This window comes from Massilia rubra (assembly GCF_011682065.1).
In the GTDB taxonomy this organism is placed as follows: domain Bacteria; phylum Pseudomonadota; class Gammaproteobacteria; order Burkholderiales; family Burkholderiaceae_D; genus Telluria_A; species Telluria_A rubra.
In genome coordinates, this window is sequence record NZ_VUYU01000026.1 from 1 (window position 1) to 15,823 (window position 15,823).

17 protein-coding genes and 1 pseudogene are annotated in these 15,823 nt (G+C 61.4%); 10 read left to right on the plus strand and 8 right to left on the minus strand.

Going from position 1 to position 15,823, the window contains the following annotated elements; genetic code table 11:
• Positions 1–122 precede the first annotated feature (122 nt).
• Positions 123–326: a hypothetical protein gene (locus F0185_RS27055; RefSeq protein WP_229477210.1), complete on the minus strand. Its 204-nt coding sequence runs from the start codon at positions 324–326 to the stop codon at positions 123–125.
• A 466-nt stretch (positions 327–792) separates the two neighbouring features.
• On the opposite strand from F0185_RS27055, the gene F0185_RS27060 reads away from it, so the two are divergent.
• The 3 genes and pseudogenes from F0185_RS27060 to F0185_RS27070 all read left to right on the plus strand — a co-directional run bounded on the left by F0185_RS27060 (position 793) and on the right by F0185_RS27070 (position 3,826).
• Entirely contained in the window at positions 793–1,269 is a 477-nt protein-coding gene (locus F0185_RS27060; RefSeq protein WP_308624525.1) for a pilin, read from the plus strand.
• Between the two features lie 488 nt (positions 1,270–1,757).
• Positions 1,758–2,790: pseudogene (locus F0185_RS27065) on the plus strand (reverse transcriptase domain-containing protein).
• Positions 2,791–3,349: 559 nt separating this feature from the next.
• On the plus strand, positions 3,350–3,826 hold the full coding sequence (locus F0185_RS27070; RefSeq protein ID WP_223164591.1) for a pilin: 477 nt from the start codon (positions 3,350–3,352) through the stop codon (positions 3,824–3,826).
• A gap of 18 nt (positions 3,827–3,844) precedes the next feature.
• On the opposite strand, the gene F0185_RS27075 is transcribed toward F0185_RS27070, so the two are convergent.
• A complete protein-coding gene (locus F0185_RS27075) occupies positions 3,845–4,213 on the minus strand; it encodes a hypothetical protein (protein ID WP_167229965.1) in 369 nt (122 codons plus the stop codon).
• A 58-nt stretch (positions 4,214–4,271) separates the two neighbouring features.
• Between F0185_RS27075 and F0185_RS35010 the strand changes: the two genes are divergently transcribed.
• Positions 4,272–4,715 (plus strand): pilin, encoded by a 444-nt coding sequence (locus F0185_RS35010; protein WP_167229968.1) that lies wholly within the window; start codon positions 4,272–4,274, stop codon positions 4,713–4,715.
• A gap of 90 nt (positions 4,716–4,805) precedes the next feature.
• Here F0185_RS35010 and moaC read toward each other — a convergent pair whose 3' ends face one another.
• On the minus strand, positions 4,806–5,306 hold the full coding sequence (gene moaC, locus F0185_RS27085) for a cyclic pyranopterin monophosphate synthase MoaC (RefSeq protein WP_167229971.1): 501 nt from the start codon (positions 5,304–5,306) through the stop codon (positions 4,806–4,808).
• Positions 5,307–5,390: 84 nt separating this feature from the next.
• On the opposite strand from moaC, the gene F0185_RS27090 reads away from it, so the two are divergent.
• A complete protein-coding gene (locus tag F0185_RS27090; RefSeq protein WP_502572708.1) occupies positions 5,391–6,983 on the plus strand; it encodes a beta-barrel assembly-enhancing protease in 1,593 nt (530 codons plus the stop codon).
• Between the two features lie 105 nt (positions 6,984–7,088).
• Here F0185_RS27090 and F0185_RS27095 read toward each other — a convergent pair whose 3' ends face one another.
• The 5 genes from F0185_RS27095 to F0185_RS27115 all read right to left on the minus strand — a co-directional run bounded on the left by F0185_RS27095 (position 7,089) and on the right by F0185_RS27115 (position 10,476).
• Positions 7,089–8,102, minus strand: a complete 1,014-nt coding sequence (locus tag F0185_RS27095; protein ID WP_167229974.1) for an Rpn family recombination-promoting nuclease/putative transposase — start codon at positions 8,100–8,102, stop codon at positions 7,089–7,091.
• 65 nt (positions 8,103–8,167) lie between these two features.
• The gene (locus tag F0185_RS27100) at positions 8,168–8,794 is read right to left on the minus strand and encodes a DUF2946 family protein (RefSeq protein ID WP_167229976.1); all 627 of its coding nucleotides are present in this window, start codon (positions 8,792–8,794) and stop codon (positions 8,168–8,170) included.
• Positions 8,787–9,755 carry a YheT family hydrolase gene (locus tag F0185_RS27105; RefSeq protein WP_229477216.1) on the minus strand — a complete coding sequence of 323 codons (969 nt, stop codon included), beginning with the start codon at positions 9,753–9,755 and terminating at the stop codon, positions 8,787–8,789. The genes F0185_RS27100 and F0185_RS27105 overlap by 8 nt, the downstream gene beginning before the upstream one ends.
• 67 nt (positions 9,756–9,822) lie before the next feature.
• Complete coding sequence (locus F0185_RS27110; protein WP_167229981.1) at positions 9,823–10,248, minus strand: YybH family protein; 426 nt, start codon at positions 10,246–10,248, stop codon at positions 9,823–9,825.
• A 33-nt stretch (positions 10,249–10,281) separates the two neighbouring features.
• Positions 10,282–10,476: a zinc-finger domain-containing protein gene (locus tag F0185_RS27115; RefSeq protein ID WP_099874977.1), complete on the minus strand. Its 195-nt coding sequence runs from the start codon at positions 10,474–10,476 to the stop codon at positions 10,282–10,284.
• A gap of 211 nt (positions 10,477–10,687) precedes the next feature.
• On the opposite strand from F0185_RS27115, the gene F0185_RS27120 reads away from it, so the two are divergent.
• From F0185_RS27120 to fba, 5 genes are all read left to right on the plus strand, one after another.
• Entirely contained in the window at positions 10,688–11,464 is a 777-nt protein-coding gene (locus tag F0185_RS27120; RefSeq protein ID WP_167229984.1) for an AzlC family ABC transporter permease, read from the plus strand.
• Complete coding sequence (locus F0185_RS27125; RefSeq protein WP_166894634.1) at positions 11,457–11,786, plus strand: AzlD domain-containing protein; 330 nt, start codon at positions 11,457–11,459, stop codon at positions 11,784–11,786. Before F0185_RS27120 ends, F0185_RS27125 begins: the two co-directional genes overlap by 8 nt.
• A gap of 62 nt (positions 11,787–11,848) precedes the next feature.
• Positions 11,849–13,054 (plus strand): phosphoglycerate kinase, encoded by a 1,206-nt coding sequence (locus tag F0185_RS27130; protein ID WP_167229986.1) that lies wholly within the window; start codon positions 11,849–11,851, stop codon positions 13,052–13,054.
• 48 nt (positions 13,055–13,102) lie between these two features.
• The gene (pyk, locus tag F0185_RS27135) at positions 13,103–14,551 is read left to right on the plus strand and encodes a pyruvate kinase (protein ID WP_167229989.1); all 1,449 of its coding nucleotides are present in this window, start codon (positions 13,103–13,105) and stop codon (positions 14,549–14,551) included.
• 170 nt (positions 14,552–14,721) lie between these two features.
• Entirely contained in the window at positions 14,722–15,786 is a 1,065-nt protein-coding gene (fba, locus tag F0185_RS27140) for a class II fructose-bisphosphate aldolase (RefSeq protein WP_166877905.1), read from the plus strand.
• The last annotated feature ends 37 nt before the right edge of the window (positions 15,787–15,823 follow it).

The window sequence follows — 15,823 nt, forward strand, 5'->3', positions numbered from 1 at the left end:
CTGCTCTGAGGTAGAATTCATGTCGGGCAAGGTGGCGTTTTTGTTGATAACTGTGTTTCTAGATAACTCACATTTTATCAATCACTTACGGCATTCTTGCCCCTTTTTATGCAAAATTCAGGCTAGCAGAGCGCGATCCAGATCGACACCGTCGCGTACGTAAATTCCAGTTGTTCGGCCACGTCTTCGCCCAAGTGGCGCAACCCACCACCGCAGGCCGAGCATGCATCAGCGTCGGGCGCATAGATCTTCTTGTCGCGCGGCAGGTACTCAGGCAGCGCCCTGCGCACCGATTTCCTGCGCGGCACCCGATCCACCTCTGGCATTTCCCCGCTTTGCCTCGGCTTCGTCTGCTTGCAAGTCTTCCAGCCGCAATTCGAGCTGCTCGATCTGGTGCGGAAGAGTAGCGGGGCGCAGTGACCTGGCCATGCTGCGCTTGCGAGATGAAAGTCTGCGATCCTTCGCTCCGGGCATATGGCGCCGTCACGGAGAGGATTGAAACAGGCGATGCCTTTGTATTGGAGAACGACGCTCCGTCCGGCGTATTCCGATGGTGTGCAATGCGTGCGGTGTGCTTGTGCATCACAGGAAAATGTCATTTATGACAAAAATTGGAGGGGGTGTCAAAAATTGTAGATACGGTAGTGTCAATTATTGTCGGCCTACCCCCCCTTTCGTCCTCAAAAAAATGAACCGCAGGCGAAAGCAGGCATTTTTAGAAGCTGGCACGGCATTTGCTTATACCTATTCGTGGTTCAAAATATGGCTTAAATTCACTCTTGGAGAAACAAAATGAAATCGATGAAAATGGTTAAGAAAGTACAAGCTGGTTTTACCCTGATCGAACTGATGATCGTTGTTGCAATTATCGGTATCTTGGCCGCGGTAGCACTGCCAGCGTACCAGGACTACGTTTCAAAGTCGCAAGTTGCTGCAGGCTTGGCTGAAATTACCCCAGGTAAAGTTCAAGCCGAAGCGAAGCTGGCAGAAGGTATCACCGCCGCGATCACCGATGTGAAAGAGATCGGCCTGAAGACCCCGACCAATCGCTGCGCAATCACCACCAGCATCGGTCCTACCGGTCTCAGCACCATCACCTGCACCCTGAAAGGCAACACCAACGTTGCAGCCAAAACCATCATCTGGTCGCGCGCAGCTGACACAGCTAGCACCGGCGAAACCGGCGCATGGAGCTGCGCTACGACCGTTGCCGCTAAACTGGCACCAAAAGAGTGCCCAGCTGCCGCCGCACCAGCACCAGCACCTTAAGTTAGTATAGGCAAATCCTCAGTCCGGATACGCCTTAAAAAGCCCCGCAGCGTGCAGCGCTGCGGGGCTTTTGGTTTGTGCGCCCAGCATGGGCGCAATCCTGCGGGGGCAATCCCGCCGTGAGCTGACGACAGCGAGCGAAGTGAAGCGCAACTGCGGAAGAGTAATTGACCGTGGAAGGAAGCGTGAATCGTCAATCATGAGCCGAGGTACACGAACTGCATAGAAGGCGCTGTCGATCAGGGCAAGCGGACCAATATTCGCGAAGCTCGTGTGGTCAAGCAGAGACGGCGTAGATGCGGCGGTTATGTGATGAAGGAGTGCGGCCCTTACCTGGAGACGTCCTGTCCCACTTCTGAAAGGACGGCGGCGCTGCCGTAGCAGGGTCTCAGCAGAGGTCATCGTAGTTGGTGGTAGAGCCGGAAAGGCGCGCCCCGCTGGCGAAGGACTCGGCGTACCCGACCAAACGAGTAGGAATGTTGTCCGACATGTCGATACAACAGGCAATGCGTCAGATGCCCGCGTCAGCGGGGCGCGAGGCCATCGGGCAGGGTGTAGCCTTGGCTACAACTTCCAGCGACGAAGCGTGCTGTCCGCGGCATGTGTCAGGAGACGCAGGATCAATGCTGCTGCGTGCAGCATTGAGAAGGAAGAGCCTGCTGCAAGCGTTCAAGCGTGTGCATCGCAACCAAGGCGCACCCGAGGTGGATGGTCGGGACATCGACGAAACCTCGCGCTATCTGGCTGTTGCATGGCCGGATGGTTGATACGTGAACAACTGCTGGCGGGACGTACCGGCCCACCCCGGTACGCAGGGTGACAATCCCGAAGCCCGATGGTGGCGAGCGCGAGCTCGGCATTTCGACGGTCACGGATGGGCTGATCCAGCCAGCACTGCTCCACGTGTTGCAACCGATTCTTGATTCCACATTCAGCGAGCACAGCTACGGTTTCCGTCCGGCGGATCGTGGTGGACGTGGACCTGTCGACGTTCTTCGACCGGGTCAACCACGACATCCTGATTGACCGCCTACGGAAACGCATCGATGACGCCGGAGTGATCCGGCTGGTCCGTGCCTATCTGAACAGCGGCATCATGGACCATGGCGCGGTGCAGTCGCGGCACGAGGGCACGCCGCAAGGCGGTCCGCTGTCGCCGCTGCTGGCGAACGCCCTGCTCGGTGAGGTGGATAAGGAACTGGAGCGGCGCGGACATTGCTTTGCGCGCTACGCCGACGACGCGAACGTGTACGTTCGCAGCAAACGCGCTGGCGAGCGGGTGCTATGCCAAGTTGCACCTCGTGGTCAACGAAGGCAAGAGTGCGGTGGTCAGTGCCCACTCAAGCAATGGAAACGCGGAAAAACCATGCATCGAGAATTGCTCGGGCTTGGGCGGCGCCTTCGGTCGCAAAGCAGGTAGCGGCAAATAGCCGCCGCTGGTGGCGAAACACGGATCGACTGCTGAAAACAGTCCTCGCGATTGCCTACTTCGATGCGCTTGGCGTACCTCACCTGTCCTAACCTCAACTACTCGAACCGTCCGGTGCGGACCCCCATGCCGGCCTGTGGCAGGGGACGGTCCATTTGAACCGTCCCCTATGCCGATTTGCGCCTTGCATGGAAGAACGCTTGGGTGGAAGTCCCGTCCCAAGCCGGCCCCGGCGGGCAAAGTGAAGCGCAATTCGGAAGAGTTAGTAGCGGGGCGCAGTGACCTGGCTACGCAGCGCTTGCGAGATCAAAGTCTGCGATCCTTCGCTCCGGGCATATGGCGCCGTCACGGAGAGGGTTGAAACAGGCGATGCCTTTGTATCGGAGAACGACGCTCCGTCCGGCTTATTCCGACGGTGTGCAATGCGTGCGGTGTGCTTGTGCATCACGAGAAAATGTCATTATGACAAAAATCGGAGGAGTGACAAAAATTGTAGATACGATAGTGTCAATTATTGTCGGCCTACTCCCCCTTTCGTCCTCAAAAAGATGAACCGCAGGCGAAAGCAAGTGTTCTAAAAGCTGGCACGGCATTTGCTTATATCTATTCGTGGTTCAAAATGTGGTTTAAATTTACTCTCGGAGAAATAGAATGAAATCGATGAAAATGGTTAAGAAAGTACAAGCTGGTTTTACCCTGATCGAACTGATGATCGTTGTTGCAATTATCGGTATCTTGGCTGCGGTAGCACTGCCAGCGTACCAGGACTACGTTTCAAAGTCGCAAGTTGCTGCAGGCTTGGCTGAAATTACCCCAGGTAAAGTTCAAGCCGAAGCGAAGCTGGCAGAAGGTATCACCGCCGCGATCACCGATGTGAAAGAGATCGGCCTGAAGACCCCGACCAATCGCTGCGCAATCACCACCAGCATCGGTCCTACCGGTCTCAGCACCATCACCTGCACCCTGAAAGGCAACACCAACGTTGCAGCCAAAACCATCATCTGGTCGCGCGCAGCTGACACAGCTTCCACCGGCGAAACCGGCGCATGGACCTGCGCTACGACCGTTGCCGCTAAACTGGCACCAAAAGAGTGCCCAGCTGCCGCAGCACCAGCACCAGCACCTTAAGTTAGTATAGGCAAATCCTCAGTCCGGATACGCCTTAAAAAGCCCCGCAGCGTGCAGCGCTGCGGGGCTTTTGGTTTTTTGTCCGGCGCGAGCGCGGCCTGGCCGATCCGGCACGGTGCCGATAGAAAAAAGACCCTCGTCATCGGCGGAATCGGTCGATGCCGCCAGCACGTGTCGTGCCACATGAGCATCAGTGAAGCGCTTGAGGGCCGGTCTCGATGCTGATTGATACGCGGCCACGCAGCGATTGGGCCGGATCCGATATTTGCCCAGGATTGGCAAAATTGCTTCGGCTCGCCATGGCATGATCTGGCACAAGGAAAAGCAGACTACCTTAATAACCAGCTGAACCTTCAGTAGAGGATGGGGTCGAACTTGCGTGGTCATCAGATGTTCGCAAGTCTTCACTCTTTTCTCGACAAACAGCAATAACTTTGGAGGTCTTATGACATCAACAGGAAAGTGCGGCCGTTCGCCGCAATGCGGCTTTACGCTCGTTGAATTGATGATCGTGGTCGCGATCATTGGCATTCTGGCGGCGCTGGCGCTGCCCGCCTATCAGGATTATGTCGCAAAGGCGAAGGTCGGCTCGGCAATCGGGGAGTCGGCTGCCGGCAAGACCGGTATCGACGTCGAGCTCGTAATGAAACCTAGCTTACCTGCCGCCGAGGTATTTTCGGCAACGCGACTGCCAGCATCAACATCCAACTGTGTCTATACTGCCACTGATGCGGCCGTTGGCGTCACCACGCTGATGTGTACAATCGTTGGGGGGCCGGCCAGCGTTGATGGAAAGAAAATCACTTGGGCGCGCGATACCAACGGAGGCTGGTTGTGCTCGACAGAAGTCATGAAAAAACACGCGGGGGTGGCGTGTACCGGGGTATAAGCTTTCTTTCTCCTGCACGCCACACGCGCCTGTCGCCGTGCCAGGAGAACAGGCCTTTCTTCGTGCAAAGCGGTTTGTGGGTTGGAGTGATTACGTTCCCAGGGCGGCGTGCCAGTCGCCCGACTTGCCGCCCTGCTTCTCCAGCACCCGCACATTGGTCATCACCATGCCGCGGTCGACCGCCTTGCACATGTCGTAAATGGTCAGCAGGCCGACCTGGACCGCAGTGAGCGCTTCCATCTCTACCCCGGTCTTGCCGACTGTTTCGACCTGGGCGCGGCAGTGCACGCTGTTGGCCGCCTGGTCGACCTCGAAATCGACGGCGACCCGGGTAATCGCCAGCGGATGGCACAGCGGCACCAGCTCGCTGGTTTTCTTGGCGCCCATGATGGCGGCGATGCGCGCAATGCCGAGCACATCGCCCTTTTTTGCGCTGCCCGACAGCACCAGCGCCATGGTGGCCGGCTGCATGCGGATGGTGCCGGCGGCCACCGCGATGCGGTGCGTGTCGCTCTTGCCGGCAACGTCGACCATATGGGCCTGGCCGGTGGCGTCGAAATGGGTAAGCTGGTCGTTCTGGGAGGTCGTCATCGGTTCAAGGGGAAGTAGGGCTGTTCAGGTTATCGCTAATGCGAGGCCGCTGCTTTGCGGCGCACTTGCGGTTATCATAGCACCGTGAAATCCAAAACCGCTCCAGCCAACCCGCGCCCGCCGCGCCGCTCGTCCGCGCGCACGCTGCTTTCCATCGCCCTGGCAACGACGCTGGGCGCCCTGGCGCCGTCAGCTCCCGCCCAGAACAATCTCAATGCCACCAGCCTGCCGACCCTGGGCGACACCGCGCGCGAAGACCTCTCGCCGGTGCTCGAACGCCGGCTCGGCGAGGAAATCATGCGCGACATTAAGCGCGACCACGATTTCCTCGACGACGATCCGATCCTGGAATACCTCAACGAATTCGGCGGCGGCCTGGTGGCGTCATATCCCGGCGCGCGCGGCGAGACCAACGCCGATTATTACTTCTTCGCGGTGCGCGATCCGATGCTCAACGCTTTCGCGCTGCCCGGCGGCTTCATTGCCGTGCACTCGGCGTTGCTGCTGGCCGCCCAGAGCGAATCCGAACTGGCGTCGGTCATGTCGCACGAAATCGGCCACGTGGCGCAGCGCCACATTGCGCGCATGCTGGGCCAGCAAAAGCAGGATGCGTTGATTCCCCTGGCGGCCATGATTCTGGCCGCGCTCGCGTCGAAGGGCGGCTCGGACGCCGCCATCGGCGTATTCATGGGCGGGCAGGGCTTGCAGATCCAGCGCCAGCTCAATTTCAGCCGCGACGCCGAGCGCGAGGCCGACCGCATCGGCTTCCAGATCATGGGCGCCGGCGGCTACGATACCTCCGGCATGGTGGCGTTTTTCGGGCGCATGCAGGCGGCCAGCCGTGTCTACAGCGACCTGATGCCGGCCTACCTGCGCAGCCACCCGCTGACCTCGGAGCGCATTTCCGACATCCAGGCGCGCATCCGCGAGACCCCCTACCGCCAGCGCGTCGACAGCCTGGAATTCCACCTGGTGCGCGCGCGTGCCCGCGTGCTGCAGGACGAAAGCACGCAGGGACGGGTGGATGCGGCCGCGTTTTTCGATGCGCAACTGATCCAGCAAAGCCGCCAGCAGCAGGCCGGCGCGCAATACGGACTGGCCTTCCTGGCGCTCAAAAAAGGCGAACTGGCCAAGGCCCAGACCTGGTTTGAGAAGGCGCGTGGCACCATGCGTCCGACCGAGGGCGCGGTGTTTTCGACCGGGCAGGCCAGTTCCGACGGCGCCGCCATGTTTGCCAGCATGGGATTGGAAATCAAGCTGGCGGCCGGCCAGCCGGCGTCGCTCAAGCAACTGGCGCTCAAGGAGGCCGAGCAGGCGCATCTGCGTTATCCATTGTCGCGCGGCATTGCGCGCCAGTACGCCGATGCCATGATTGTCAACGGCAAGCTTGAGGAGGCCGCGCGCTTCCTGCGCGACCAGGCCCAGTTGTACCGCGAAGAGCCGAAGTTGCACGAGTTGCTGGCCAAGACCTACGCTGCGCAGGGCAAGATTGCCTTGCAACACCTGGCGCTGGCCGAATCGTACGCGCTCAGCGGTGGCATGCTGGCCGCGCTCGACCAGTTGACCATTGCGCGCAAGGCCAGCGATGCCTCGTTCTACGACATGGCCGTGATCGACGCGCGCGAACGCGAATTGCAGGCGCGCCGGCGCGAAGAGATGAAGGAAGCGAAAAAGTAAGCGGGCCGTATCGTCAAGATCGGCTTGTTACCGCTGACGTACATCCCCGGCGCCCGGCCTTGCCGTGGCTTAGCGTCCGTGCTGCCATTGCGCACCATGGCGGTCTCAGTCAGGCATCCCTTGGGAATCGCTCGCATCTTCGCCAAATATCGCAGTCAAGCTGGGCGCAATAAGGCTGCGCTCGAACCACTGTTCAAGCTGCGCCTGCGAGGCCTGGCCGATGCGTTGCGCCGCCGACTGCGGCACATTGCCGAAGCGCCCGCGCAGCAAGCTGCCCAGCGCCCGGCGCAGCGCGATTGCCTGGCCTTCCTCCACGCCTTCGGCCTTCCCTTTCGCGCAACCTTTTTGAAAGCCGGCTTCCTCAATCTGCTCGGCCCACGTTCCGACTTTACCTTCCATCTCCGCCACCTCCTCCGCATTGTCCAGGTTAAACAATTCCGGCTTGCCGGTTGTGCGTGCCAGCAAGGCGTTGATCCACCGCTGCACCGAGTTGCGCAGGCTGGTTTGGTGCGAGTCCTTGTACCAGGTCGCCAACGCTGGCAAGACCTCATATGAGACATCGGAAAAGAGTGAAAGTTCAAGCCGGAACAGCAGCGACAACACGTTGGCATTTTTTTCCAGCGCCGTCTTGTCCATCCGTTGCTGGTCGATCAGCACGTAGCGCTGGGATGGCTGGAAGGCCGCCAGTTCGGCTGGCGCTTGCATGAGCAAGTGCGCCAGATCCACGCTGGCGCTCCAGCGCGGCGCGCCGTTGTAGAACACGAGCGGCAGTACCGGCGGCAACAGCAAATCGGGCGACAATTCGTGGCGCCTGACCAGGTCCTGGTGCAGCAAGCCGACGTAAGTCTGCATGCGCAAGGCCATCCAGCGGTCCACGCCGGACTGGCATTCGAGCAAAATGTACACGTACAGGAACTGTTCGCCGATGCGCACGCGCCAGACGACGTCGCCCTGGCGCGCCGACGGCCGCTCGCTCACATACACGGAATTGACGCGTTCGAAAGCCGACAGCGCGACCCCGTCCAACAGCGTGAGGGAAGTAAAGTCCGTCACCAGTTCGCGCACCAGCTCCGGGTGCGAGAACAGCGAACGGTATCCGAGGTCGTGATCGGCAGTCATGGGGCATTGTAGCGAGCCAAACTGCCCAAGCTTTGCGCTGCGTCAGTCGTGCGCCGGGTGCGCCGTCAATCCGCCGGTACGGAATTCGTGCCGGCCGCGCCGCTGGATAGCGCCGGCATCCTGACAAAGCGCATGCGCGTCGCCACGTCCTCGCGCGCGATGCGTTCGACTGGCGCCGCGTGGCCCTTGTAGCGCAGCGTCAGCTGGCCTGTGCCGCCGCCGAGCCAGCCCATCAGCGCCTCATCCGAGGCAAGGGCGCCATCGATGTCCAGGGTTGCCATCAGCTGCGCCACGTCGCGGTCGTCGACCTGCGCGATTTTGCCGGCGCTCTCGACAATCAGCTCGCCGTTGTCGGTCATCCACGCGCGCGCGATCGACGCCACCGGTTCGCCCGTGTGCAGCACCAGCCCATGCGCCGGATCGGTGCGCGCAATGAACGGCGTCGCTTCCAGGTTGACGAATACGCGCTGCGGCCCGTTCTGGAAATACCAGCAACCGCGCTCATCACACAGGTAGTTGCGATTGATAAAACCCAGCAGCGCCACCTGCACCACCTTGTCGCCCGCCAGGTCCAGATGCTGCGCGCGCTCGTCGCGCATGCGCCAGTTGCCGCGTGCGTCGAGCGCCAGCCAGCCGTAGCAATGCGGCACGTCCGGCCATTTGGCCATCGCTTTTTTTACAATATCATCCATGGGCCGCAGCTTCGCATAGTTCATCCCCGCCTGGCGCGCGCGTCGCATTGTGCGTCGCCTCGCGTTTCGCTGTGGCGGCGTCGAAAAAGCCCAGGATGCGGCGCGGCAGCCAGTCCAGCCGTCCCGGCGGATTGCCGACCGCAAAGCCGACATGCCCGCCCTGCGCCGGGTACTCCAGGGTCACCGCGTGCGCGGCGCTGGCCGGCAGATACTTCCCCGGCAAGAACGGATCGTTGCGCGCATTGAGCACCAAGGTCGGCACCGTGATGTCGCCCAGCACGTGCCTGGCGCTGGCCCGGTTCCAGTAATCGTCAGTATCGCGGTAGCCGTGCAGCGGTGCGGTCACCACGTTGTCAAATGCATACAGGTCGCGCGCGTCGAGCAGCGCGTCGCGCTCGAACAAGCCCGGAAACTGTTCCAGCTTGGCCAGGCACTTGGGTTTGAGTGTCTTGAGAAACATGCGCGTATAGACCATGTTGATGCCCGACGAGAGCGCCTCGCCGCCGCGCGCCAGGTCGAGCGGGGCCGACACCGCCACCGCCGCATCGACGATCTCGGCTTGATGCTGCGACTCGCCCAGCCAGCGCAGCAGCGCGTTGCCGCCGAGCGAGACGCCGGCCGCGTACAGCTTGCCTTGCGTGCGTGCGCGCAAACGCCGCACGATCCAGTCGACCTCGTTCGCGTCGCCCGAATGATAAAAACGCGGCGCCCGGTTCGGCTCGCCCGAGCAGCCCCGAAAGTGCGGCACCGCGCCCGACCAGCCGCGCGCGGCCACCGCCGCCATCAGGGCGCGCGCATAGTGGCTGGCGGACGAGCCTTCCAGCCCGTGAAACAGCACCACCAGCGGCTGGCCCGGCTCCCCATCGACGAAATCGACATCGACGAAGTCGCCGTCCTGCGTTTCCCAGCGCTCGCGCCTGAACGCCACCGCCGGCTTGGCGATGGCCACGGCGGGAAACATGGTTTGCAGGTGCCCGCCGGGCAGCCACAGCGGCGCTGTATATATACTCAAAGTGGGCAAGGTCAAATCAGTGCAGGCTGGAAGTCGGATGCTCGTGCGCCGGCACGACGCCGGGCGCGACCGACACATGGTGCAGCACGATGCGCCAGCCCTGCGGCGTCTTGATATAGACATTGGTGGCGAGCAGGTGCGCCGGTTCGCCGCCGCTCGAGGTCACGCCTTCGATCACGGTATGCACCGAACTCATCAAATTATGGGTCTCGTGCAGCTGCGACGGCCGGATCTGCAAGCCGCCGCGCTCGAGGATCGCTTCCCACGAAGCCTGGATCGCCGCATGCCCGTGCAGGCGCGGCCCGCCCGGGTGGATGCAGACGATTTCCTCGTCGTCGGCCCACAGCTGCATCAGCGCGTCGATGTCGGCGCGGTTGAGCGCTTCGTAGAAGGCGGCTTCGACCTCGGCCGCGCTACCATTGAGTTGTTTTCCTCGTTTCATGCGGCCTCGGCGATGTGGGGGAAGGGGGAATTTCTAGTGGTGCGCCATCACCGTACCCGGCTTCAGGCGGTATTCGGTGCCGCAGTACGGACACTTGGCCAGGCCGTCATGGCCAAAGTCGAGGAAGACGCGCGGATGGGACGACCACAGCGTCATCGCCGGATTCGGGCAATGGGCCGGCAAGTCTTTGTCGCCGAGTTCTACCGCTGGCGTTTTCGTGGCGTTCATGGATTCTCCGTCAGGCATGCAAAACCTCGATTTTAGCGGATTCGGGCAATTAGCCGAAATGATCGGTAAAATAGTCTCACGACTTTACGGCCGCGTTCGCTTCTTTCCCTATGAAAACAGGCATTCCGGCGCCCACACTGATTGCGCTTCATGCCAGACCGCACTGTTTCATTTGTACCACCGCCGCACCCATGTGTGGCAAGAAAACCACATGAATGACGTGACTCCGCCACCGGCCGCGCTGCGTCCTCCCGATGAAGATCAGGCCATCTGGCGCGAAGCGTTCAAGACCGGCCTGCCGACCCTGTTCGGCATCGGCGCCTGGGGCCTGGTGGTGGGCATTGCGATGGTCAAGAGCGGCCTGACCGTGCCGCAAGCGCTGGGCATGACCCTGATCGTCTTCGGCGGCTCGGCCCAGCTCGCCTCACTCCCGCTGATCGTGGCCGACGCGCCGATCTGGGTGGTGTTCGCCACCGCGCTGGTGGTCAATTTACGTTTTGTCATCTTTTCCGCCTTGCTGGCGCCGCACTTTGCCCATTTGCCATGGCAAAAGCGCTTTTTGCTCGGCTACACGGCGGGCGACCTGACCGTGGCTCTGTTCCTGCAACGCTTTCCGAGCGAAGAACCGGCCCTGGGTAAGGTGTCTTACCTGAAAGGTTTGCTGTATCCGAACTGGGTTTCCTGGCAAGTCGGCTCGATCGCCGGCGTGTTCCTCGGCAGCGCCGTGCCGACCGAGTGGGGCCTGGGCTTTGCCGGCACCCTGGCGATCCTGTGCATCATGATTCCCCTGACAGTCAATCGCGCCGCCCTGTGCGGCGTGCTGGTGGCCGGCGCCACCGCCGTGCTGGCCTACGAATTGCCGTACAAGCTGGGCTTGCTCGCTGCCGTGCTGCTCGGCATGCTGGCGGCCATGACGGTCCAGGCGTTGAATGAAAAGCGCGAAAAACGCGAAAAGCGCCTCGCCGCCAGGGGAGAGCCGCGTGTCTGATGTCGAGATCTGGATCACCATCATCGCGCTGGCCTTTGCCACCGCCGCCACGCGCAGCTCGTTCTGGCTGATCGGCCACCACATCACCATCCCCAAAAAAGTCCAGGAAATGCTGCGCTTCGCCCCGGCCTGCGCGCTGGCGGCCATCATCGCGCCCGACTTGGTTCTGGGCAACACCGGCCAGTTGCAATTGGGCCTGGATAACTTCAAACTGATCGCCGGCATTGCCGCCACGGGTTATTACCTGCTGAGAAGAAATATGCTTGAAACCATCATTTTCGGCATGCTGTTCTTTACGGTCCTGCGGATCTGTTTACAGTAGGGTTTTCGGGCTGGGCTTGCGGTAAAATAGCGTTCTTTCATCATTTGACTCGTGGATCGCCAATGCACGCTGTTCTGAACTTCACCCGTTTGCAAGACCTGATCGACCAACACGCCCTGCAAGGCAAGCGCGTGTTCATCCGCGCCGACCTCAACGTGCCGCAGGATGACGCCGGCAACATCACCGAAGACACCCGCATCCGCGCCTCGGTGCCGGCGATCGCCGCCGCCGTCAAGGCTGGCGCCGCCGTCATGGTCACCTCGCACCTGGGCCGTCCGACCGAAGGCGAATTCAAGCCGGAAGACAGCCTGGCGCCGGTCGCCGCGCGCCTGTCCGAACTGCTCGGCCAGCCGGTTGAACTCAAGCAAAACTGGGTCGATGGGGTCGAGGTTGCACCGGGCCAGGTCGTGCTGCTGGAAAACTGCCGCGTCAACAAGGGTGAAAAGAAGAATTCAGATGAGCTGGCCCAGAAAATGGCCAGCCTGTGCGATATCTACGTCAACGATGCTTTCGGCACCGCCCACCGCGCCGAAGCGAGCACCCACGGCATCGCCAAATTCGCCAAGGTGGCGTGCGCCGGTCCGCTGCTGGCCGCCGAACTCGATGCGCTGGGCAAGGCGCTGGGCGCGCCCAACCGTCCGCTGCTGGCCATCGTGGCCGGTTCCAAGGTTTCGTCCAAGCTGTCGATCCTGAAGGCCCTGGCCGACAAGGTCGACAACCTGATCGTCGGCGGCGGCATCGCCAACACCTTCATGAAAGCCGTCGGCCTGAACATCGGCAAGTCGCTGGTCGAAGCCGACCTCGTTGCGGAAGCGAAAGCCATCATCGACATGATGGCCGCGCGCGGCGCCCAGGTGCCGATTCCGGTCGATGTCGTGTGCGCCAAGGAATTCTCGCCAACGGCGGCGGCCACCGTCAAGGACGTCGCCGACGTGCTTGACGACGACATGATCCTCGACATCGGCCCGAAAACAGCGGCCATGCTGGCCGCCCAGATCGCCAAGGCCGGCACCATCGTCTGGAACGGCCCGGTCGGCGTGTTCGAATTCGACCAGTTCGGCGAAGGCACCAAAACGCTGGCGCTGGCGATCGCCGACTCCAACGCGTTTTCCATCGCCGGCGGCGGCGACACCCTGGCCGCGATTGCAAAATACGCGATCAGCGATAAAATTGGCTATATCTCCACGGGCGGTGGCGCCTTCCTCGAATTTCTCGAAGGAAAAACCCTGCCGGCAGTCGAAATCCTGTTACAACGCAGTTCCCAGTAAGCCCACAGCGCAGCCTTCCCGGCTGCGCTTTCACTTCAAGGACTCTCTATGTTTCGTGGTACCAAGATCGTCGCAACGATTGGCCCGGCTTCGACCGACTTCGATATTCTCGTTCGCATGATTGAAGCGGGTGTCGATGTGGTCCGGCTGAATTTTTCGCATGGCAAGGCGCAGGATCACATCGACCGCGCCAACCTGGTGCGGCGCGCCGCCGCCCAATGCGGGCGCGAAGTGGCGATCATGGCGGACATGCAGGGTCCCAAGATTCGTGTAGGTAAATTTGAGCAGGGCAAGATTATCCTGGAAACGGGCGACAAGTTCATCCTCGACGCCAAGTGGGGCGAGAACGGCGAACTGGGCAACCAGGAACGCGTCGGCCTCGACTACAAAGCCTTGCCGCGCGACGTACGCACCGGCGACAAGCTCTTGCTCAACGATGGCCTGATCGTGCTGGTGGTCGAGCGCATTCTCGGCCACGAGATTTTCACCGTGGTCAAAGTGGGCGGCGAGCTGTCCAACAACAAGGGCATCAACCGCCAGGGCGGCGGCCTGACCGCGCCGGCCCTGACCGCCAAGGACATGGAAGACATCAAGACGGCCATGAGTTTCCAGGCCGACTATCTGGCCATTTCTTTCCCGAAAAGCGCGACCGACATGGAAATGGCGCGCCAGCTGGCCAATATCGCCGGCGAGCCCTACCACCATAAACCGATGATGATCGCCAAGATCGAGCGCGCCGAAGCAATTCCTGTGCTGCAAGAAATCCTGGACGCATCCGATGGCATCATGGTCGCCCGTGGCGACCTGGCCGTGGAAGTCGGCAACGCCGCCGTGCCGGCGCTGCAAAAACGCATGATCCGCATGGCGCGCGCCTCCAACAAGCTGGCCATTACCGCCACCCAGATGATGGAGTCGATGATCGTCAACGCCGTGCCGACCCGCGCCGAAGTGTCGGACGTCGCCAACGCCGTGCTGGACGGCACCGATGCCGTGATGACCTCGGCCGAAACCGCGTCCGGCCGCTACCCGATCGAAACCGTCGAAATGATGGCCGCGATCTGCCTGGAAGCCGAGCAGTCCGAATACAACAAGCTCGACGCCGACTTCCTGAACGTCACCTTTACCCGCATCGACCAGTCGATCGCCTATGGCGCCCTGTTTACCGCGCACCATTTGCGCGTCAAAGCCATCGTGGCGCTGACCGAGTCCGGCTCGACCGCGCTGTGGATGAGCCGTCACAGCATCGACACGCCGATCTACGCGCTTACGCCGAGCACCACCACGCACCGCAAGGCCGCGCTGTACCGCAATGTGCGCGCCTACAACCTGATGCAGGAAGGCGACAGCACGGCGGTGCTCAAGCAAGCCGAGGATTTGATGGTCGCCAAGGGAATCGTCAAAAAGGGTGACATGATCGTTGTCACCTGGGGCGAGCCGATGGGGCAGGTCGGCGGCACCAACGCACTGAAGATCGTGCGCGTCGGCGAATTTAGTTAATGTAATCTGTGTAACCTGGCCGCGTCCTTCGGGGGCGCGGCATGCAGCGATTTTTGCGGCCGCGGCTGAATCACAGCCCGTCGTCGCCGCCGTCCACACGCGTTGCGCGCTACCCGCGCGGTCTGCGCTTTCGTGGCGGCACCCCGCTTTCTATTGTTTGGAGTATTACCATGTCCCTCGTATCCATGCGTCAACTGCTGGACCATGCCGCCGAAAACGGTTATGGCCTGCCTGCGTTTAACGTCAACAACCTCGAACAGGTGCAGGCCATCATGGCTGCCGCCGACGCGGTCGGCTCCCCGGTCATCATGCAAGCGTCCGCTGGCGCGCGCAAGTATGCCGGCGAAGCGTTTTTGCGCCACCTGATCGACGCCGCCGTCGAAGCCTATCCGCACATTCCGGTCGTCATGCACCAGGATCACGGCCAGTCGCCGGCGGTCTGCATGACCGCGATCCGCTCCGGTTTTACCTCGGTGATGATGGACGGCTCGCTCGAAGCGGACGGCAAGAGCGTCGCTTCCTACGAGTACAACGTCGATGTCTCGCGTGAAGTGGTCAAGTTCGCGCACTCGATCGGCGTGACCGTCGAAGCCGAACTGGGCGTGCTCGGTTCGCTCGAAACCATGAAGGGCGACAAGGAAGACGGCCACGGCGCCGACGGCCTGATGACCCGCGAACAGCTGCTCACCGACGTGGCCCAGGCCGCCGACTTCGTGCAGCGCACCCAGTGCGACGCGCTGGCGATCGCCATCGGCACCTCGCACGGCGCCTACAAGTTCACGCGCAAGCCGACCGGCGACATCCTCGCCATCGACCGCATCAAGGAAATCCACGCGCGCATCCCGAACACCCACCTGGTGATGCACGGTTCTTCGTCGGTGCCGCAGGAATTGCTGGCGATCATCCGCGAATTCGGCGGCGACATGAAAGAAACCTACGGCGTGCCGATTGAAGAAATCCAGGAAGGCATCCGTCACGGCGTTCGCAAGATCAACATCGACACCGATATCCGCCTGGCCATGACCGCCGCCGTGCGCAAGTACATGTTCGAGAACCCATCCAAGTTCGACCCGCGCGACTTCCTCAAGCCTGCCCGTGAAGCGGCGACCGAGATTTGCAAGGCGCGCTTCCTGTCGTTCGGCTGCGAAGGCCAGGCCGCCAAGATCAAGGTCATGACCATGGACCAGATGGCCGAGCGTTACAAAAAAGGCGAGCTGGCGCAGATCGTCAAGTAAACAAGTAAACTGTAGGCCGAACACCGTAACACCCGCA